The organism is Castellaniella sp. WN (genome assembly GCF_054457555.1).
In genome coordinates, this window is the sequence record NZ_JBTKZC010000001.1 from 1029025 (window position 1) to 1047361 (window position 18337).

At 62.6% G+C, this 18337-nt stretch carries 19 protein-coding genes and 1 pseudogene; 9 read left to right on the forward strand and 11 right to left on the reverse strand.

The features are described 5' to 3' along the window. Positions 1-28: 28 nt before the first annotated feature. The 9 genes from ACTPOE_RS04705 to ACTPOE_RS04745 all read left to right on the forward strand — a co-directional run bounded on the left by ACTPOE_RS04705 (position 29) and on the right by ACTPOE_RS04745 (position 8968). Positions 29-871, forward strand: coding sequence for a transporter substrate-binding domain-containing protein (locus ACTPOE_RS04705; protein ID WP_458871068.1), 843 nt, complete (start codon positions 29-31; stop codon positions 869-871). Between the two features lie 218 nt (positions 872-1089). Next, positions 1090-1755: an amino acid ABC transporter permease gene (locus ACTPOE_RS04710; protein ID WP_458871069.1), complete on the forward strand. Its 666-nt coding sequence runs from the start codon at positions 1090-1092 to the stop codon at positions 1753-1755. A gap of 9 nt (positions 1756-1764) precedes the next feature. Next, positions 1765-2412 (forward strand): amino acid ABC transporter permease, encoded by a 648-nt coding sequence (locus ACTPOE_RS04715; protein ID WP_458871070.1) that lies wholly within the window; start codon positions 1765-1767, stop codon positions 2410-2412. Between the two features lie 116 nt (positions 2413-2528). Beyond that, the gene (locus ACTPOE_RS04720; RefSeq protein WP_458871071.1) at positions 2529-3335 is read left to right on the forward strand and encodes an amino acid ABC transporter ATP-binding protein; all 807 of its coding nucleotides are present in this window, start codon (positions 2529-2531) and stop codon (positions 3333-3335) included. 54 nt (positions 3336-3389) lie between these two features. Next, on the forward strand, positions 3390-4172 hold the full coding sequence (locus ACTPOE_RS04725; protein WP_458871072.1) for an acetoacetate decarboxylase family protein: 783 nt from the start codon (positions 3390-3392) through the stop codon (positions 4170-4172). Between the two features lie 148 nt (positions 4173-4320). Next, positions 4321-4479, forward strand: a complete 159-nt coding sequence (locus ACTPOE_RS04730) for a hypothetical protein (protein ID WP_458871073.1) — start codon at positions 4321-4323, stop codon at positions 4477-4479. A 140-nt stretch (positions 4480-4619) separates the two neighbouring features. Next, a complete protein-coding gene (locus ACTPOE_RS04735) occupies positions 4620-6323 on the forward strand; it encodes an IS1634 family transposase (RefSeq protein WP_458870344.1) in 1704 nt (567 codons plus the stop codon). A gap of 33 nt (positions 6324-6356) precedes the next feature. Further along, positions 6357-7124 (forward strand): asparaginase, encoded by a 768-nt coding sequence (locus ACTPOE_RS04740; RefSeq protein WP_458871074.1) that lies wholly within the window; start codon positions 6357-6359, stop codon positions 7122-7124. 140 nt (positions 7125-7264) lie between these two features. Next, a complete protein-coding gene (locus ACTPOE_RS04745; RefSeq protein WP_458870344.1) occupies positions 7265-8968 on the forward strand; it encodes an IS1634 family transposase in 1704 nt (567 codons plus the stop codon). 219 nt (positions 8969-9187) lie between these two features. Here ACTPOE_RS04745 and ACTPOE_RS04750 read toward each other — a convergent pair whose 3' ends face one another. The 11 genes and pseudogenes from ACTPOE_RS04750 to ligK form a co-directional block, all read right to left on the reverse strand. Next, a complete protein-coding gene (locus tag ACTPOE_RS04750; RefSeq protein ID WP_458872758.1) occupies positions 9188-9856 on the reverse strand; it encodes a hemerythrin domain-containing protein in 669 nt (222 codons plus the stop codon). Further along, a pseudogene (locus tag ACTPOE_RS04755) lies at positions 9830-10513 on the reverse strand (ABC transporter ATP-binding protein); the annotation flags it as partial. The gene ACTPOE_RS04750 and the pseudogene ACTPOE_RS04755, both read right to left, overlap by 27 nt. Beyond that, positions 10506-11255: an ABC transporter ATP-binding protein gene (locus tag ACTPOE_RS04760; protein ID WP_458871075.1), complete on the reverse strand. Its 750-nt coding sequence runs from the start codon at positions 11253-11255 to the stop codon at positions 10506-10508. The pseudogene ACTPOE_RS04755 and the gene ACTPOE_RS04760, both read right to left, overlap by 8 nt. Then, the gene (locus tag ACTPOE_RS04765; RefSeq protein WP_458871076.1) at positions 11252-12301 is read right to left on the reverse strand and encodes a branched-chain amino acid ABC transporter permease; all 1050 of its coding nucleotides are present in this window, start codon (positions 12299-12301) and stop codon (positions 11252-11254) included. The genes ACTPOE_RS04760 and ACTPOE_RS04765 overlap by 4 nt, the downstream gene beginning before the upstream one ends. An 8-nt stretch (positions 12302-12309) precedes the next feature. Continuing rightward, positions 12310-13164: a branched-chain amino acid ABC transporter permease gene (locus tag ACTPOE_RS04770; protein ID WP_458871077.1), complete on the reverse strand. Its 855-nt coding sequence runs from the start codon at positions 13162-13164 to the stop codon at positions 12310-12312. A gap of 93 nt (positions 13165-13257) precedes the next feature. Continuing rightward, the gene (locus ACTPOE_RS04775) at positions 13258-14433 is read right to left on the reverse strand and encodes an ABC transporter substrate-binding protein (protein WP_458871078.1); all 1176 of its coding nucleotides are present in this window, start codon (positions 14431-14433) and stop codon (positions 13258-13260) included. A 43-nt stretch (positions 14434-14476) separates the two neighbouring features. Continuing rightward, positions 14477-15451 (reverse strand): Gfo/Idh/MocA family oxidoreductase, encoded by a 975-nt coding sequence (locus ACTPOE_RS04780; RefSeq protein ID WP_458871079.1) that lies wholly within the window; start codon positions 15449-15451, stop codon positions 14477-14479. Next, complete coding sequence (locus ACTPOE_RS04785; RefSeq protein ID WP_458871080.1) at positions 15448-16323, reverse strand: class III extradiol dioxygenase subunit beta; 876 nt, start codon at positions 16321-16323, stop codon at positions 15448-15450. Before ACTPOE_RS04785 ends, ACTPOE_RS04780 begins: the two co-directional genes overlap by 4 nt. Then, on the reverse strand, positions 16320-16709 hold the full coding sequence (gene ligA, locus ACTPOE_RS04790) for a protocatechuate 4,5-dioxygenase subunit alpha (protein ID WP_458871081.1): 390 nt from the start codon (positions 16707-16709) through the stop codon (positions 16320-16322). Before ligA ends, ACTPOE_RS04785 begins: the two co-directional genes overlap by 4 nt. A gap of 3 nt (positions 16710-16712) precedes the next feature. Continuing rightward, positions 16713-17630 carry an amidohydrolase family protein gene (locus tag ACTPOE_RS04795; RefSeq protein ID WP_458871082.1) on the reverse strand — a complete coding sequence of 306 codons (918 nt, stop codon included), beginning with the start codon at positions 17628-17630 and terminating at the stop codon, positions 16713-16715. A 9-nt stretch (positions 17631-17639) separates the two neighbouring features. Next, positions 17640-18335: a 4-carboxy-4-hydroxy-2-oxoadipate aldolase/oxaloacetate decarboxylase gene (ligK, locus tag ACTPOE_RS04800; RefSeq protein WP_458871083.1), complete on the reverse strand. Its 696-nt coding sequence runs from the start codon at positions 18333-18335 to the stop codon at positions 17640-17642. Between the last annotated feature and the right edge of the window lie 2 nt (positions 18336-18337).

Here is an 18337-nt window from a genome sequence, read left to right on the forward strand (position 1 = left end):
TGTCCATATCAATATCTTGGAGACAGAAATGCTCGTCAAACTGAAAAACTACTTCTTGGTTCTTACCGCCCTTCTCCTGGTCGTCACAAGCAATGTGATGGCACAGGATAAATCTCTTCTGAATACGGTGCAGGAACGCGGTAAAGTCATCGTCGGGGTTTCCAGCGAAGCGCCTCCGTTCGGGTTCATCAACGAAAAAGGAGAACTGGTCGGTTTCGACATCGACATTGCGAAGCTGATTGCCAGATCCCTCTTCGGGGGAAAGGAAAGCATCGAGTTCGTCAAGCAGTCTTTTTCCGCCCGCTGGGCCAACGTTCAAAGCGGCAAGGTCGACTTCGGCGTCCAGGTGACGACCATCTATCCAGACAGATTGTTGAACGTCGCATTCACGAGGCCGTATCAGGAATCCGGTATGGTGGTCGTGGCCAACGGCAAGACCGGCATCCAGTCCATGGATGACCTGAACAACAGTAAATACACCGTCGCGCTCCTGACGGCACCCGTGGAAAAAGATGCCGCGGACCGGAATTTTCCAAAAGCGAACCAACTGACCTTCGACAGCACCGCCGGACAGTTCGCGGCGGTGGCATCCGGGCGGGCGGATGCCATGATCATCGATTACCCGGTGGCCATGTACTACAGCAAAGAGCATGCGAATCACAAGATAATCGGCTGGGTCACCGACCCCACCCAGAACTCCGTCTTCATGAAGCAGGGGGATTTCGCGTGGTGGTACTACCTGGACATGATGGTGGGAGAGATGCGCGGCGGCTCTCTGTTTCACGAGTACGCGCAGATCTACCGGAAGTGGTTCGGAGAAGAACCGATCAATCTGAATCCGATGGCCAAGCTTGCTGGAACCAGGAAATAGGCCACGAGTCCTGGATGCCATGGCTCGGGGTGTGTGGATGAGCCGGCACGCATCCAGACGATGAACGATGGAAACAGGCAGCGCAAGGCGCACTGAGGACTTCACCCGCAAGGCTCGTTTCGATGCGTCGTGAAATTCGTCGGACAAAACATATCATCGAAGCCGGCTGCCTGCTTTCAGGGTGATCAAACGATCACCGCCATATCGTAGGTGTGAGAATGGGTTCATCAATCGTTCAGTACCGCTACCTCGTACAGCGTTTGCCGGATTTATTGTCAGCATTCAGCATCACGATGCAGGCGGCCTTGCTGGGAGCTTTGCTGGCCGTACTGTGGGGCCTGCTGCTTACGATACCCCGCATGTCGCCGAACGCGCTTTTCAGAAGGCCCGCGCTGGCGTATATCGCATTCGTGCGGTACACCCCGTTATTGATACAGATATACCTGCTTTATTTCGGACTCCCCTTGCTCGGCGTCAGAATATCGGCCCTATGGTGCGGCGTATTGACCATCATGCTGCAACACGGCGCGTTTCTGGCGGAGGTATTCCGAGGCGCGATTCTGGCCGTACCCAAGGGACAGTGGGCGGGCGGCCGTTCCGTCGGGCTCCTCGATTACCAAGTCGCGGTGAGGATCATTTTGCCTCAAGCCTTTTACAAGGCCATGGCGCCATTGGGCAATCAAGTCATTTACTTGGCCAAGGACACTTCCCTGCTGGCGGCCATCGGCGTGGCGGAACTCACGCTCACCGCCAAGATGATCGCCGAGCGCAGCGCAAGCACCGCCGGAATATTTCTGGCCATCAGCATCATGTACCTGTTCATCACGACGGCCCTGGGGCTGGCGGCACGTCTATTGGAAAGCCGCATGAAACCGAAGGTATAGGGAAACGACATGACTGTATTGTGGAGCAACTTTCCGTATCTATTGCAGGGCGCCGTCGTGACATTGGCACTGTCCGTGGTATGCATACTGCTGAGCAACATACTCGGTTTTTTCCTGGGCGCGGCTTCATTTCTGGGTCCGGGATGGTTGCGCGCCCCCATCGCCATCTACGTCTTCGTTTTCCGCGGCATCCCTGAACTGGTTCTGATGTTCCTGTCCTATTTTGGACTTGCTTTCATCGGATTCGACATCCCCGCCATCGTCGGGGTCAGTGCCGCCTTGATCCTCTACTCCGCCGCCTACGTCACCGATTACGTCAGAGGCGCATTGAGAACAATCGACGCCGGGCAGGTGGCGGCCGGACGCAGTCTGGGATTGAGATGGTGGCAACTGTTCTTCCGCATCGAGCTGCCTCAAGCCTTCAGCCTGGCGATACCATCCCTCATCAATAACGCGATCATCACGATCAAGGCGACTTCCTATGTCTCCATCGTTGGCGTCTGGGAACTGACTTATGCGAGCATCGAGATCGTGCAAAGGACATTGGCGGCCTTCCAGATTTTTTTCGGTGTCATGCTCATTTATTTTATTATCTGCTACCCCCTGGGAATCCTGGCCCGGGTCCTGGAGAGAAGATACAAGAACATACTGGTCTGACGCAGCAGCCATGACTCTACCCAAGACCTGCTCCCCGGACGGCGGATGCACGAGATCAATGAAAGCAATTTCCTTCCAAACAGGAAAGCCGGGATCTTTCGAAGGAGTTATCCAATATGTCGAATAGCGAGAACATACTGACCATCCGCAATCTGGTAAAACGCTACGATGGCCATACCGTGTTGAACGACATGAGCTTCGCACTGCGCGCAGGAGAGGTCGTATCGATCATCGGCCCCAGCGGCTCCGGCAAATCGACGCTCCTGCAATGCATCACCTTATTGGAGGAGTACGAAGCAGGCTGGATCTCCCTCGAAGGCGCCCCGGTCGGATACCAAGACAGGGATGGCGTCAGAAAGCGCCAGTCGGATAAGGAAATCGCCGCCCATCGAGCCGAGATCGGGATGGTTTTCCAGAATTTCAATTTATTTTCTCATATGACCGTGCTGGACAACATCACGCTGGGTCCCCGGTTGGTTCGGGGCATGACGCGCCATGACGCCAACACGCTGGCCCACGAACTGCTGGAAAAAGTCGGCCTGTCCGGTAAGGCGGATGCGTATCCCGCCAACCTGTCGGGAGGGCAGAAACAGCGCGTCGGCATCGCACGCACCCTGGCGATGAAACCCAAAGTCCTGTTGTTCGACGAGGTCACGTCAGCCCTGGATCCCGAGTTGGTGGGAGAGGTACTGAAGGTCATGACCGATCTTGCGCGAGAAGGTGTCACCATGATCATCGTGACTCATGAAATGCAATTCGCGAAAGACGTTTCACACAGGGTGCTTTTCATGGATGCCGGGGAAATCGTGGAAGAAGGTCTGCCGGAGCATATTTTCGAGGCACCGAAGACCGAGCGGCTACGTTGTTTCCTGAGACGCTTCAACGCATATATGGATCACCAGATTCCGGAACAACCGGCCTGAGCGGGCAACAACGGAGGCGATGACAGGCAGATCACGACTCTATTGAAAATCCTCATGAATACGGAGACTCGCGAAATGATTAGCGGAACGATAGGAATAGGTTCGATCGGGGGCTTCGCCTCGCTGCCGCTGGATAATCATCTGTACCATATCAACGAAGATGGTGGCTGGGTGCATCGGGATTGCGACATACTGTTGTGCAAATACAGAAGTGATGGAAACGTACTGGCGACCATGATCCCCGAGGTTTTCAAGATCGAAAGCCGCCCCCTGGTCGTTTTTGGAGTCGGCAAGTACGGAATGAGCCATGTGGGAAACTACCACGCGGCCACGCTCGCGGTCGAGGTGGAATACAAGGGCCAGAGGCTCATGTACGACATTCGGCAAGTGGAAACCACGACGACAGCGGTTGCGGCAGGACACCCCCTGGGAATACCCAAGGTGGACGGCAAGGTGACTTTGAGCAGGGCCGGACCGCTGGTTTCGGCCAGGGTGGAAAGACCCGAAGGGATCGTGCTTGCCACGTGCGTATTTCGCCCGGACCATTTCAAGGGGGAAATGAAGGAAAGATCATTTGAACGTCTGGGCGTGCGGATCGTCGAAAGCATGGATTCGAGCAAGCGCCCGGACATGATTCAAGTGGTCAAACTGAAATCGAGAGCCTACGGCGGAGACCTCTGGACGGGCGAAGGGGCACCATTTTTTACCGGAGCCTCCGTGATCGATCCACTGCATCGCGCTCCGGTGCTGGAAGTCGAGGAATGTTCGCTGGTCATCGGCTCGACATTCGAGGTTGGCCCGACCGGGGAAGTCGTGGATCTACTGGAAACCAATTGAGGACGACCACCGGCGGCTCGGTCCCTCTCCCGGGGGAGCCGATGCCATCAACTCTGGAAACACGATCATGTGTCCTATTCCCGCGAAATACAGCACTCGGCGGCCACGGACCGTGGCTGTCGGATCACTGGGAGGCACCATCAGCTCCGTGGAACTCGAGGCTGACATGCTGCCTGTGGAGGATTTACTGGCCGGAGCCCTGAAACCAGCCGATGCGCTGATCATTCGCGCCAAGTCCATTGCCTTGCTGGAAAGCCCGGAGATCGGTTTTCGGCTGCTGGCGGATTTTTTGGGCTGGGCCGCCTGAGTTCGACAGTTTGACCCCTGCTTTTTGATCGAAACGCAGTAACGACGCGGCTTTCACAGAATTACAACGATAATTTTGTAATGGCACGTTATCATAATTGCGCATTGACTATACTGTGTATATGTGATTATAGTAATGGCATGTTTATCAAAGTCACCAAGTCAGGCCCCCGCCGCTATGTGCAGCTCGTGGAGGCCTACCGCGACGACGCTGGGTGCCCCAAGCAGCGCACTGTGGCGACACTTGGCCGTTTGGACCAGATGGGTGATTCCATCAAGTCCCTGCACGAAGGCCTGGCGCGCATCCTGGGCATAGAGCCTTCACCAGCGCTTGATGATGGCACCGCCCGCTTCGATTCTTCACGAGCCATCGGGGACCTTTGGGCACTGACTCAGATCTGGAAGCAGCTGGGCCTGGATCGCCTGCGTCAGGTGCTGCGCCAGCGCACCCGCCACAAAATCGACCTGGAGGCGCTACTGCGCGTCATGGTCTTTAATCGCCTGAGCGATGCCGATTCAAAGCTTGGGACCCTGCGCTGGCTACAGACCGTCAGCTTTCCCGATACCGATCTGGCATCGGTTGAGCACCAGCAATTGCTGCGCACCATGGACGCGATGGTGGAGCACCAGGCCGTCATCGATCAGGCGCTGGTCGCAGCCGTCAAACCCTTGGTAAGTGAAGAATTGTCGGTGGTCTTCTACGACATGACCACGATTCGTGCCGAAGGGCTCTCTGAGCAAACGGATGACATTCGCCAGTTTGGCAAGTCCAAGGAAGGCATCATTGCCCGTCAGTTCATGCTGGGGCTGGTGCAAACCGCTGAAGGCATCCCGCTCTATCACGAGATCTTTGAAGGCAATACGGCCGAAGTGGGGACGCTGAAGGCCTCGCTGCAAAAGGTCATGGATCGCTTCCCGGTGCGCCGGGTAATCGCCGTCGCCGATCGAGGGCTGCTGTCGATTGACAACCTCGCAGACTTGCAAGCCATGCGCCTGCCCAATGGCCAGCCGTTGGAATTCATTCTGGCGGTCCCCGGCCGACGGTACAACGAGTTTGCCGAGCTGCTCGAACCGATCAACCAAGCGGCTATCGAGAGCGACAGCCCCGAGATCGTGGGCGAACAGGCGTGGCAAGGGCTGCGGTTGGTTGTTGCCCATGATCGGTACCGGGCTGCCGAACAAACGGCCCAGCGCGATCAGAAAATTGCAGCGCTCGAAGCCCAGGCCGCCCAGTGGGTCGGCAAACTGGACGCCCAGGATGCTGGGGTACGCGGCAAAGGCCGCAAGCTCTCCGATGGTGGCGCGCGCGCCCGGTTCTATCACGCGGTCTGCGAAGCGCATCTCGCACGCATCATCCGGGTAGACCTTAAAAGTGAGCTCTTCACCTACCAGGTCAATGAAAAGGCGCTGGCCCTGGCACGCGCCATGGATGGCAAGCTGCTACTGATCACCAACGTCTGCGATCTGGCGCCAGCCGATGTGATTAGCCGCTACAAATCCCTGGCCGACATCGAGCGGGGCTTCAAGGTGCTCAAGTCCGAAATTGAGATCGGACCCGTCTACCACCGACGCCCCGATCGCATCCGGGCACACGCCATGATCTGCTTTATTGCCTTGGTGTTGCAACGGGTCATACGCATGCGGCTGCGCGAACAGCCCGTGGCCGACGTGGTCTCGCCCGAGCGCGCCTTGTCGATTCTGCGTCGCATCCAGACCCACCGGGTCGTGCTGCCGGGCGGCAAATCCATCACGGGCATCTCGACGATCGATGCCGAACAGGCGGCCATCCTGAAGAGCCTGCAGGTTGGAAAGCTCACAGCAACTGAGGCCTTCGTTAATCTGTAATGGAGCGTTTTTAAGGCGCTTCTTTATAAATCAATGAGTTGCGGTTCTAACTGTCGAACTCGGGGGGCCGACGAGGAAATCAGGAACGGTGCCGACGGGATCGTCCTGATCCAGGGAACGGACACACTGGAAGAGTCGGCGTTCTTTCTCGATCTGTTATGGGACAAACCACAGCCGCTCATCATGACCGGCGCCATGCGGTGCGCCTCGGAAATCGGGCCGGACGGCTTCAGAAATTTGCGGGACGCCTTGTTCCTGGCGGCCAACCCCGAGGCCGAGTGCCGCGGCGTGCTGGTCGTTTTGAACGAAGAGATTCACGAGGGGCGCTGGGTCCGCAAGGGACGCAGCACCGGACCTGGGGCCTTTCAGTCAGCCAACGCGGGACCTTGCGGATCGATACGGGGGCCACACGTGCGGTTCTGGCGTAGCGCGCCGGAACGTCTCGCCATCCCCGTTCCCGGGAAATTCGAGAAACGTGTCGGAATTCTTCACGCCTCAATGGACGGCGGCCCGGACCTGATCGAATCGATGACGGCATATCGTTACGACGGGCTCGTGATCGCCGGTTTCGGTACGGGACATGTGCCAAGTGGCTGGCATCCCGCCATAGAAGCGGCGGCCGCCAGAATCCCCATCGTCATCGCTTCGCGCGTCACGGAGAGCTTCTCGTATCCGGACGAAGGCTGGTTGCCGATACTGGCGGCAAAAAAGGGGGACATCTTGTTCTCCGGATTCCTGGACGCCCTCAAGTCCCGGATCCTTCTGCTGCTGCTGATCGAAACCGACCGCTTGCACCCCTGAGTTCGACAGTTTGACCCCTGCTTTTTGATCGAAACGCAGTAACGACGCGGCTTTCACAGAATTACAACGATAATTTTGTAATGGCACGTTATCATAATTGCGCATTGACTATACTGTGTATATGTGATTATAGTAATGGCATGTTTATCAAAGTCACCAAGTCAGGCCCCCGCCGCTATGTGCAGCTCGTGGAGGCCTACCGCGACGACGCTGGGTGCCCCAAGCAGCGCACTGTGGCGACACTTGGCCGTTTGGACCAGATGGGTGATTCCATCAAGTCCCTGCACGAAGGCCTGGCGCGCATCCTGGGCATAGAGCCTTCACCAGCGCTTGATGATGGCACCGCCCGCTTCGATTCTTCACGAGCCATCGGGGACCTTTGGGCACTGACTCAGATCTGGAAGCAGCTGGGCCTGGATCGCCTGCGTCAGGTGCTGCGCCAGCGCACCCGCCACAAAATCGACCTGGAGGCGCTACTGCGCGTCATGGTCTTTAATCGCCTGAGCGATGCCGATTCAAAGCTTGGGACCCTGCGCTGGCTACAGACCGTCAGCTTTCCCGATACCGATCTGGCATCGGTTGAGCACCAGCAATTGCTGCGCACCATGGACGCGATGGTGGAGCACCAGGCCGTCATCGATCAGGCGCTGGTCGCAGCCGTCAAACCCTTGGTAAGTGAAGAATTGTCGGTGGTCTTCTACGACATGACCACGATTCGTGCCGAAGGGCTCTCTGAGCAAACGGATGACATTCGCCAGTTTGGCAAGTCCAAGGAAGGCATCATTGCCCGTCAGTTCATGCTGGGGCTGGTGCAAACCGCTGAAGGCATCCCGCTCTATCACGAGATCTTTGAAGGCAATACGGCCGAAGTGGGGACGCTGAAGGCCTCGCTGCAAAAGGTCATGGATCGCTTCCCGGTGCGCCGGGTAATCGCCGTCGCCGATCGAGGGCTGCTGTCGATTGACAACCTCGCAGACTTGCAAGCCATGCGCCTGCCCAATGGCCAGCCGTTGGAATTCATTCTGGCGGTCCCCGGCCGACGGTACAACGAGTTTGCCGAGCTGCTCGAACCGATCAACCAAGCGGCTATCGAGAGCGACAGCCCCGAGATCGTGGGCGAACAGGCGTGGCAAGGGCTGCGGTTGGTTGTTGCCCATGATCGGTACCGGGCTGCCGAACAAACGGCCCAGCGCGATCAGAAAATTGCAGCGCTCGAAGCCCAGGCCGCCCAGTGGGTCGGCAAACTGGACGCCCAGGATGCTGGGGTACGCGGCAAAGGCCGCAAGCTCTCCGATGGTGGCGCGCGCGCCCGGTTCTATCACGCGGTCTGCGAAGCGCATCTCGCACGCATCATCCGGGTAGACCTTAAAAGTGAGCTCTTCACCTACCAGGTCAATGAAAAGGCGCTGGCCCTGGCACGCGCCATGGATGGCAAGCTGCTACTGATCACCAACGTCTGCGATCTGGCGCCAGCCGATGTGATTAGCCGCTACAAATCCCTGGCCGACATCGAGCGGGGCTTCAAGGTGCTCAAGTCCGAAATTGAGATCGGACCCGTCTACCACCGACGCCCCGATCGCATCCGGGCACACGCCATGATCTGCTTTATTGCCTTGGTGTTGCAACGGGTCATACGCATGCGGCTGCGCGAACAGCCCGTGGCCGACGTGGTCTCGCCCGAGCGCGCCTTGTCGATTCTGCGTCGCATCCAGACCCACCGGGTCGTGCTGCCGGGCGGCAAATCCATCACGGGCATCTCGACGATCGATGCCGAACAGGCGGCCATCCTGAAGAGCCTGCAGGTTGGAAAGCTCACAGCAACTGAGGCCTTCGTTAATCTGTAATGGAGCGTTTTTAAGGCGCTTCTTTATAAATCAATGAGTTGCGGTTCTAACTGTCGAACTCGGGTGCACCAGCGACCAATCAGGGAAAAACTCCGCGACATGTTCGCATTCGCTTGATGCCGCGGCCGGCACGTTCCGGCAGGAACTTCTCACCCGACCCGGACGTCCCGCGGCGGCGCAGGTATGGAGCCGCCGCACAGCCCGCCCGGCCCCGTCCGCTCAGCGCGGCGGCCCTCCACCCACGCCGATGGGCGCCGGCGCCAGACTGGTGATGCGCCGGAACAGGCCGGCGTAGCGATTGTCCGGCCCCGACCAGGGATCGCCGTTGCGGACGAAATCGGCATTGATCTCCTTCCATTCGTCCGCGCTGAACAGGCGGCGGGCTGCTGGAAGAATGTAGCGCTCCTCAGTGTTCAGGTGCACCCATTCGTCGGCGATATAGGCGCGCACGGCGTCCCGGAATCCCGGGAAATTCGCTGCGCCACCTTGTACGTAGCTGACCAGGGCGCGATCGAGCCGCCCGGTGGCGTGGACCGTGTCCCGATGCTCGGCCTCCAGCCGATCCAGGTGTCCGTCCTCGTCCCGCGTCTTGGTGCGCAGCAGAGCGAAGATCTGGTCCTCCTTGGGGTGGTGCAGCTTGTCGGGCATTTCGGCGATGTACTCGATCATGCTCGCCAGCAGGGTGTAGTCCGGCATCAGCCTGCCGTCCTCGATGTCCTGCACGATGCGCGACAGGCCGTTGAGAATGGCCGCGAGGGCCCGGTGCTCGTCCTGGATGGCTTCGATGGCGGGAATGCGCTCGGCCGGCGTCCGGCGCGGTGCGGCACCCGCCTCTCCGTCGGTCGATCCGGCGCCCAGCCAGCGATCCAGCGCGGCGCCGTCGCGCAGCAGTTCCGCGCTGTCGCCCGCATAGACCACCCGGCCGCGCTCCAGCACCAACGCCTGGCGCGTGATCGGCAGGATCTGGCGGGCGTGCTGCTCCACCAGAATGACGGCCATGCGACCTTCCGAGACCATGCGGTCGATGATGTGCAGCAATTCCTGGGCGATCAGGGGCGCCAGGCCTTCGAGCGGTTCATCCAGCAGCAGGACCTTGGGGTTGAGCATCAGCGCCCGCCCCATGGCCAGCATCTGCTGCTCGCCGCCCGACAGCTGGCTGCCCAGATTCGCGCGGCGCTCCTTCAGCCGGGGGAACGTCGCGTAGACCCGCTCCAGGGTCCACTCGCCCGGCCGGGCGACCACGGTCAGGTTCTCCTCGACGGTCAGGGAACGGAAGATGTCGCGTTCCTGCGGCACCCAGCCCAGGCCGGCCTGGGCGCGACGGTGGCTGGGCACATGAGCGATGTCCTCGCCCTGGAAGACGATGCGGCCACGCCGCAGCCGGGTGGCGCCCATCAGGGTCGCCAGCAGCGTCGTCTTGCCCATGCCGTTGCGTCCCAGCAGCGCCAGACTCTCGCCTGCCTCCAGGGACAGGGACAGGTCCTCCAGGACGACGGCGTCGCCGTAGCCCGCCCAGACGTTTTCCAGGCGCAAGAGTTCAGACATGGGCTTCTCCCAGGTAGACTTCCTTGACGCGCGGATGATGCGCGATCACCTCGGGGGTGTCCTCGATCAGCAACGCGCCCGACACCAGGACGGAAATGCGCTCGGCGAAACGGAAAACCAGGTTCATGTCGTGTTCGATCAGCAGGATGGTGACATCGCGCGGCAGCTGGGCGATGGTCTCGAACAACTCCTGGCTCTCGCCGGTCGGCACGCCGGCCGCCGGCTCGTCGAGCAGCAGGACCTTGGGCCGCAGCGCCAGGGCCAGGGCGATCTCGATCAGGCGCTGGCGGCCGTAGGCCAGATTGCGCGTGGTCTCGTGCGCGTCGGACAACAGCTTCAGGCGGTCCAGGATGGCGACGGCCTCGTCGATGATCTCGCCCCGGGCCGACAGCGGTCGCCACCAGCGCGTGCCCAGCCCGTTGCGTTCGCTGACGGCGAGCGCGACGGATTCGAGCACCGTCATGTCCATGAACAGCTGGTTGATCTGGAAAGTGCGTACCAGCCCCTGGCGGGCGCGCTCATGCTGCGGCATGCGCGTGACGTCGCGGCCCATCAGTTCGACGCGACCGGCGCTGGGCTCCAGGTAGCCGGTCAGCAGGTTGATCAGCGTGGTCTTGCCGGCCCCGTTGGGGCCGATCAGGGCATGGCGCGCGCCGGGCGCGATCGACAGGTCAACATGGTCGGTAGCCACGAAACCGCCGAAGCGGCGCACCAGGCCATGGGTCTGCAGGACGGGACTCATGAAGGGAACTCCGTGCGGGCGCGCGACTGGGCGCGTTGGCGGGAAGATTCGATCCACTGGCGGGCCGTCCCCAGGATTCCGCCCCGGGCGAACAGCACCACCAGCACCAGGATCAGGCCCAGCCAGAACTGCCAGTATTGGGGATTCATGTCGGACAGCAGGTAATTGGCGATCACGAAGACGATGGCGCCCAGCAGCCCGCCGTACAGGTGCCCCGCCCCGCCCAGGATCAGGATCAGCAGCAGGTCGGCCGAACGCTGGAAGCTGAGCACGTCCAGCGAGACGAACGAGTTGGTCTGCGCCAGCAGGGCGCCGGCCACCCCGGCATAGCTCGCGCCGATGGTGTAGACCGCGATCAGACGGCGGTTCACGGGCACGCCCAGCGCCGGCATGCGCAAGGTATTCATGCGGATGCCGCGCAGGCTCTGGCCGAAAGGCGAATGCACCAGGCGGCGGGCGAACCAGAACAGCACGAACAGCACGACGACCGAATAGACGTAGCCGACGCGGCCGAACATGTCGAAGTCGAACAGGCCCAGGATCGGCTTGACCTCGACCCCCGGCATGCCGTCCACCCCGCCGGTGATGCCGGTGAATTTATTGGCCAGCTCGTAGAGCATCAGGGCGACGCCCAGCGTCACCATCAGGCGCGACAGGTCGCTGCCGCGCAGCAGCAGAAAGCTGCTGAGAAAACCCAGCGCGGCGGCGACCACGGCCGCCAGGAACAGGCCCAGCAGCGGATCCCCGTAGCCGTTCGAGCCCAGCAGGCCCACGGTGTAGGCGCCCACGCCGAAGAAGGCGGCATGGCCCAGGGAAATGATCCCCGCATACCCGAAGATCAGGTCCAGCGACAGCGCGAACAGGCTGGTGATGGCGATCTGGCTGAGCAGCAGGTAGTTGCCCGGGAAGGCGAAGTACGCCAGGATCGGCAGGCACCAGAACAGGTATTCCAGCGGCTGCCAGCGGGCCGAGCGGCGATAGCGGTCGAGCGCGGTCGAGCCGGCATGCGGATGGGACGGCGTCCCGATCGAATTGGAGGTCGTCATGTCGGGGCCTATTTGTGAGGACGGCCGAACAGGCCATGGGGGCGGAAGATCAGCGTCGCCACCATGACGGCATAGATGATGAAGGCGCCGATCTGCGGCACGTAGTATTTGCCGGCCACGTCGGCCACGCCGAGCAGGATGGCGGCGTACAGCGATCCGAGGATGTTGCCGCTGCCCCCCACGGACACGACGATGAGGAAATACACCAGGTATTTCACGGGGAATTCAGGGTCCAGCCCCAGCATCTCGACCCCCAGCGCTCCACCCAGGCCCGCCAGGGCGGAACCCAGGGCGAAGGTCAGGCTGAAAACGCGGTTGACGTCGATGCCCATGCCGCGCGCGACGCGCTGATTGTCCACGGCCGCCCGCAAGCGCGCGCCGAAGGACGTGCGGATCACGGACCATTGCAGCAACAGGGCCACCGCCAGGCCGGCGAAGATCAGGAACAGGCGGTAGACGCCGACGTCCATGCCGGGGAGATGGATCTGCCCGGAAAGGAATTCAGGCAAGTGCAACGGCTGCTGCTGCGCGCCGAAGAAATAGTGGGCGGCCGCCACGGACATGAACACCAGGCCGATGGAGAACAGCACCTGGTCCAGGTCGGAGGCCGCGTACAGGCGGCGGTACAGGGTGCGTTCTAGCACGATGCCGGCCAGGGCGGGCACGATGATGGCCGCCGGCAACGTCGCCAGGAACGGCACGCCGTAGCCGTTGAGCAGCACGACGCAGGCATAGCCGCCCAGCATGGCGAAGGCGCCATGGGCCAGGTTGACGAAGTTCATCAGGCCCAGCGTCACCGACAGGCCCACGCTGATCAGGAACAGCAGCATGCCCGCGGCGATGCCATCAAAGAGAATGGTCATGATTGATTCCAGGACTGGGATGGAGCCGGTTCCGGACCGCCCCGGCGCCCTGCCCCCGTCACCGGGGACGGGGCCGGGCACCGGGGCCGGCGATCACTTCTGCTTGCCAGGGTCCTTGACGGCCTCGATCTTGTCGAACTCGACATTCTGCAGCACGCCGTCCACCTTCTCGACCTTGCGGATGTAGACATTCTGGACGATGTCGCGCGTTTCCGGATCGATTGCCACCGGGCCGCGCGGGCTGGTCCACTTCATGCCCTTGACCGCCGCCATGAAGGCATCGGCGCTGGCATCGCCCTTGGTCTTTTCCAGGGCCTGATAGATCAGGTGCATGCCGTCATAGCCGGCCGCCGCCACGAAGTTGGGCCGGTCGTTGGGGAAGGCCTTGTGGTAGGCGGCCACGAAGGCCTTGTTTTCCGGCGAGTCGTGCGCGGCCGAATAATGGAAGGACGTGATCATGCCGATCGCCGCGTCGCCCATGGCGTCGAGCACGTCCTCGTCGGTCACGTCGCCCGTGGCCAGTTCCTTGATCCCGGCCTGATCCAGACCGCGTTCCTTGTAGCCCTTGGCCAGGGCCACGCCCTGCTCGCCATTGGGCACGAAGAAGAACACGGCGTCGGGCTTGGCGTCCTTCACACGCTGCAGGAACGGCGCGTAGTCCGGCGTGTTGACGGGGGTGCGAACCTCGCCCGTGATCTTGCCGCCCAGGCTGGTGAAGGTCTTCTGGAACTGCTGTTCGGCGTCATGCCCCGGACCGTAGTCGGACACCAGGGTGTAGACCGAGCGGATGCCGTTGGCATAGGCCCACTGCGCCAGCGGCGCCGTGTCCTGCGGCAGGGTCATCGACACCCGGACGATGTTGGGGGACTTTTCGGTGATCGAGGACGTGGCCGCGTTCAGCACCACCATCGGCACCTTGGCCTCGGTCGCCAGGGGCGCGACGGAGAAGGCGTTGGGGGTCAGGGTGAAGCCGGCCAGGATGTCGACCTTGTCCTTGATCAGCAGTTCCTGCGCCTGGCGCTTGGCCACCGCCGGGGCGATGCCGGTGTCGTCCTTGATGATGATCTTGACCGTGCGGCCGGCGACCGTGTCGCCGTGCTCGGCCAGGAACAGATCGATGCCGTGCTTGATCTGCTTGCCATGGGCGGCGAACGGCCCGGACATGGGCATCACGACGCCGATCTTCAGATCCGCGGCCCGGGCCGCGCCGAAGGCCGTGGCCAGGCCGAAGGCCAAGGCCGCCGCCCCAAGGGTTTTGCTGAGTTTCATGGTCTCGCTCCTGTTGGTATATCAGTCAGAATGAAAGAATGAATCACGCCCGGGCCGACTGGCCGGACAGTTGCTGCTCGAGGTCATGCAGCACCCGGTAGCACGGCAGGACCTGGGCCACGCTGGCGTTCGGCTCCCGCCCCTCGCGGATGGCTGCGAAGAATTCGCGGTCCTGCAGTTCGATGCCGTTCATCGACACGGCCACGCGGCTGACGTCGATGACCTCGTCGCGACCGGTGAAGAGATCGTCGTAGCGGGCGATGTAGGTCGCCGTATCGCCGATGTAGCGGAAGAAGGTCCCCAGCGGGCCGTCGTTGTTGAAGCTCAGCGACAGCGTGCAGATGGCGCCATTGGCCGCCTGGAGCTGGATCGACATGTCCATGGCGATGCCCAGTTCCGGGTGGATCGGGCCCTGCACCGCGTGGGCCCGCACGACGGGGCTGCCGCACTGGTAGGCGAACAGGTCCACCGTGTGCGCCGCGTGGTGCCACAGCAGGTGATCGGTCCAACTGCGCGGCTCGCCCAGCGCGTTCATGTTGGTGCGGCGGAAAAAATACGTCTGCACGTCCATCTGCTGGACGTGGAATTCGCCGCGCTCGACGCGCTGGTGCACGTACTGGTGGCTGGGGTTGAAACGCCGCGTGTGGCCGCACATGGCGGTCTTGCCGGTCTCGCGCGCCAGCGCGACCAGGGCCTCGGCGTCCGCCAGGGAATCGGCCATGGGGATCTCGACCTGGACGTGTTTGCCCGCGCGCAGGCAGGCCATGGCCTGGGCCGCGTGCATCTGGGTCGGCGTGCACAGGATCACGGCATCGACCTCGGGACGCGCCAGCGCCTCGTCGAGTTCGGTGGCGGCGTGGCCGACGCCATATTTCCGCGCGACCGCGCGGGTCTTGTCCAGGTCGCGGCTGACCAGCGAGACGACTTCCACGCCGTCGATGCGGGCGATGCCGTCCAGGTGCTTGATGCCGAAGGCGCCGGCGCCGGCCAGCGCGACTTTCAGGGTACGGTCGGTCACGATTGTCGTTCCTCCAGGATCAGATGACCCACGGCCGTGTTCGAGGCCGGCACGTGGTAGAAGCGGTGCGCGACGCGCGGCGCCGGGCCCCCCGCCACGTCCGCCATGGCGCCCCGGGCGATCAGCCACATGACCAGCTCGATACCCTCGGAGCCCGCCTCACGCACGTAATCGATGTGCGGCACGCCCGCCTGTCCGGCCGGATCGGCGATCAGCCGGTCCAGGAAGGCGTTGTCGAATTCACGGTTGATCAGGCCGGCGCGCGGCCCCTGCAACTGGTGACTCATGCCGCCCGTGCCCCAGATATGCACGTTCAAGGGCTCGTCGTAGCTTTCGATGGCGCGGCGGATGGCGCGGCCCAGCTCGAAGCAGCGGCGCCCGGACGGCACGGGATACTGCACCACGTTGACGGCGAAGGGGATGATCGGACACGGCCAGGCCTCGGGCTGGCCGCACATCAGCGACAGGGGTACCGTCAGGCCGTGGTCCACGTCCATCTTGTTGACGATCGTCAGGTCGAAGTCCTGCTGGATCACCGACTGGGCGATGTGCGCGGCCAGTTCCGGGTGGCCGATCACCGGCGGCACCGGGCGCGCGCCCCAGCCCTCGTCGGCCGGATCGAACCGCGCCGCGCAGCCGATCGCGAAGGTCGGGATCATCTCCAGGCTGAAGGCCGTGGCGTGATCGTTGTAGACCAGGAAGATGACGTCGGGCCGGTTGTCCTTCATCCACTGCTTGGACGGCTCGTAGCCCTTGAACAGGGGCGCCCAATATTCATTGCCGGTCTTGCCCAGATCGATGGCGGCGCCGATCGCGGGCACGTGCGAGGTGTAGACACTCGCGCTGATGCGGGCATGCGTCTGTCGGGTCACTGTTTTTCTCCGGTGCGGCGATTGCCCTGGATGTTTCGGCCGCCGGCCAGCATCATCGCGGCGTATTCTTCCTGGGACATGCCGGTCATGCTGGCGGCCATGTACTGGAAGGAACGCCCGTCGGTGGCGCCGAGCTTGGCCAGGAAATAGATGTTGCCGCCCAGCTCCAGGCAGCGGTTCAGGTCGCGCGCCAGCACGGCCTGCTTCTGGTCCTCGCTCATGGGCCACTCATCCAGGTAGGCACGCTCGTCGGCGCGGAACCGGTCGCGGTTCTCCGCCTTCATCAGCGACATGCAGAACTGGTTCAGGTGGTAGCCTTTGCGGGACTGGTCGGCGTCGAAGATGGTCGTGCCGGGCACGTCGGTATAGGGCTTGTTCAGGGACATGGTTCAACTCCAGTACAAGCGGTTCGGGTTGTCCACCAGCAGTTTGCGCTGCAGTTCGGCCGTCGGCGCGATCCGCGGGATGGTATCCACCAGCAGGCCGTCGTCGGGCATGTGGTTCTTGAGATTCGGATGCGGCCAGTCGGTGCCCCACAGCACGCGGTCGGGGAAGGTTTCCACCAGGCGCCGCGCAAAGGGCGCGACGTCGCGGTAGGCGTGCTGTTCGCCGTTCAGGGCCGGCGGGCCGGACTGGCTGAGGCGCTCCGGGCAACTGACCTTGCTCCAGATGTGCGGATGGTCCTGCATCATCTTCACGAACAGGCCGAATTCCGGGCCGTCCACGGGCTGGGTCACATCGGGCCGGCCCATGTGGTCGACCACCACCGTGGTCGGCAGCGAGGTGAAGAAATCGTAGAGTTCGGGCAGGTCCCGCGCCTCGAAGTAGACCACCACGTGCCAGCCCAGCGGGGCGATGCGCGCGGCGATTTCGGCCAGGACTTCGCGCGGCGTGAAATCGGCCAGGCGCTTGACGAAATTGAAGCGCGTGCCGCGCACGCCGGCCTCGTGCATGGCTTGCAATTCGGCGTCGGTGACGTCGCGCGAGACGGTCGCCACCCCGCGCGCCCGGCCGCCGGACGCGCGCAGCGCGTCGACCAGGGCGCGGTTGTCGGTGCCATGGCAGGTCGCCTGCACGATCACGTTCTTCTCGAAGCCCAGGTGGTCGCGCAAGGCGAACAGGGCTTCCTTGGGGGCGTCGCACGGCGTGTACTTTCGCTCCGGCGCGTAGGGAAACACCGCGCCGGGGCCGAACACGTGGCAATGGGCGTCCACCGCGCCGGCGGGCAGGCGGAAGCGCGGACGGCTCGGGCCGTCGTAGTAATCCAGCCAGCCCGGGGTCTTGGTGAAGGTTTCGGCGGTCGTCATCGTGTGTCCTCAGTCGATGTACTTCAGGCCGGCTTTTTCCAGGCCCTCGCGCATCTTGTAGTAGTCCAGGCCCAGCACGCCCGAGGCGAAGATCGCGCGCTTGGCGCCTTCGTTGTCCTCGCGGGCCTGGGCCTTGGCGGCGACCTGGGCGGCAACGGCGGCGGGCACCACCACCACGCCGTCGGTGTCGGCCACCACCACGTCGCCCGGGTTCACCTGCGCGCCGGCGCACACCACCGGGATGTTGACCGAGCCCAGGGTGGCCTTGATGGTGCCCTTGGAACTGATGGCGCGGCTGAACACCGGGAAATCCATGGATTCCAGGGTGTCCACGTCGCGCACGCCGCCGTCGATGATCAGGCCGCGCGCGCCGCGCGCCTTGAACGAGGTGGCCAGCAGGTCGCCGAAGAAGCCGTCGGTGCTGTCGGCAGTGCAGCCGGCCACGACCACGTCGCCGGGCCGGATCTGCTCGGCGGCCACGTGCAGCATCCAGTTGTCGCCCGGCTGCAGCAGCACCGTGACGGCCGTGCCGCACATCCGCGCGCCGCGCCAGATCGGACGCATGTAGGGCTTCATCAGGCCGACGCGGCCCATGGCCTCGTGGATGGTCGCCACGCCGAAGCGCGAAAGCTGTTCGACGGCGGCGAGATCGGCGCGCTGGATCGTGCGGTGAACGACGCCGAGCGGGTTCAGGTGGGTGCTCATGT

What these genes read in the sequence shown, in the direction of transcription:
- ACTPOE_RS04795 (WP_458871082.1), bottom strand. Translation starts at nt 17,630, where the DNA reads ATGACGACCGCCGAAACCTTCACCAAGACCCCGGGCTGGCTGGATTAC.
- ACTPOE_RS04770 (WP_458871077.1), bottom strand. Translation starts at nt 13,164, where the DNA reads ATGACCATTCTCTTTGATGGCATCGCCGCGGGCATGCTGCTGTTCCTG.
- ACTPOE_RS04705 (WP_458871068.1), top strand. Translation starts at nt 29, where the DNA reads ATGCTCGTCAAACTGAAAAACTACTTCTTGGTTCTTACCGCCCTTCTC.
- ligK (WP_458871083.1), bottom strand. Translation starts at nt 18,335, where the DNA reads ATGAGCACCCACCTGAACCCGCTCGGCGTCGTTCACCGCACGATCCAG.
- ACTPOE_RS04735 (WP_458870344.1), top strand. Translation starts at nt 4,620, where the DNA reads ATGTTTATCAAAGTCACCAAGTCAGGCCCCCGCCGCTATGTGCAGCTC.
- ACTPOE_RS04745 (WP_458870344.1), top strand. Translation starts at nt 7,265, where the DNA reads ATGTTTATCAAAGTCACCAAGTCAGGCCCCCGCCGCTATGTGCAGCTC.
- ligA (WP_458871081.1), bottom strand. Translation starts at nt 16,709, where the DNA reads ATGTCCCTGAACAAGCCCTATACCGACGTGCCCGGCACGACCATCTTC.
- ACTPOE_RS04715 (WP_458871070.1), top strand. Translation starts at nt 1,765, where the DNA reads ATGACTGTATTGTGGAGCAACTTTCCGTATCTATTGCAGGGCGCCGTC.
- ACTPOE_RS04725 (WP_458871072.1), top strand. Translation starts at nt 3,390, where the DNA reads ATGAATACGGAGACTCGCGAAATGATTAGCGGAACGATAGGAATAGGT.
- ACTPOE_RS04740 (WP_458871074.1), top strand. Translation starts at nt 6,357, where the DNA reads ATGAGTTGCGGTTCTAACTGTCGAACTCGGGGGGCCGACGAGGAAATC.
- ACTPOE_RS04710 (WP_458871069.1), top strand. Translation starts at nt 1,090, where the DNA reads ATGGGTTCATCAATCGTTCAGTACCGCTACCTCGTACAGCGTTTGCCG.
- ACTPOE_RS04765 (WP_458871076.1), bottom strand. Translation starts at nt 12,301, where the DNA reads ATGACGACCTCCAATTCGATCGGGACGCCGTCCCATCCGCATGCCGGC.
- ACTPOE_RS04720 (WP_458871071.1), top strand. Translation starts at nt 2,529, where the DNA reads ATGTCGAATAGCGAGAACATACTGACCATCCGCAATCTGGTAAAACGC.
- ACTPOE_RS04775 (WP_458871078.1), bottom strand. Translation starts at nt 14,433, where the DNA reads ATGAAACTCAGCAAAACCCTTGGGGCGGCGGCCTTGGCCTTCGGCCTG.
- ACTPOE_RS04760 (WP_458871075.1), bottom strand. Translation starts at nt 11,255, where the DNA reads ATGAGTCCCGTCCTGCAGACCCATGGCCTGGTGCGCCGCTTCGGCGGT.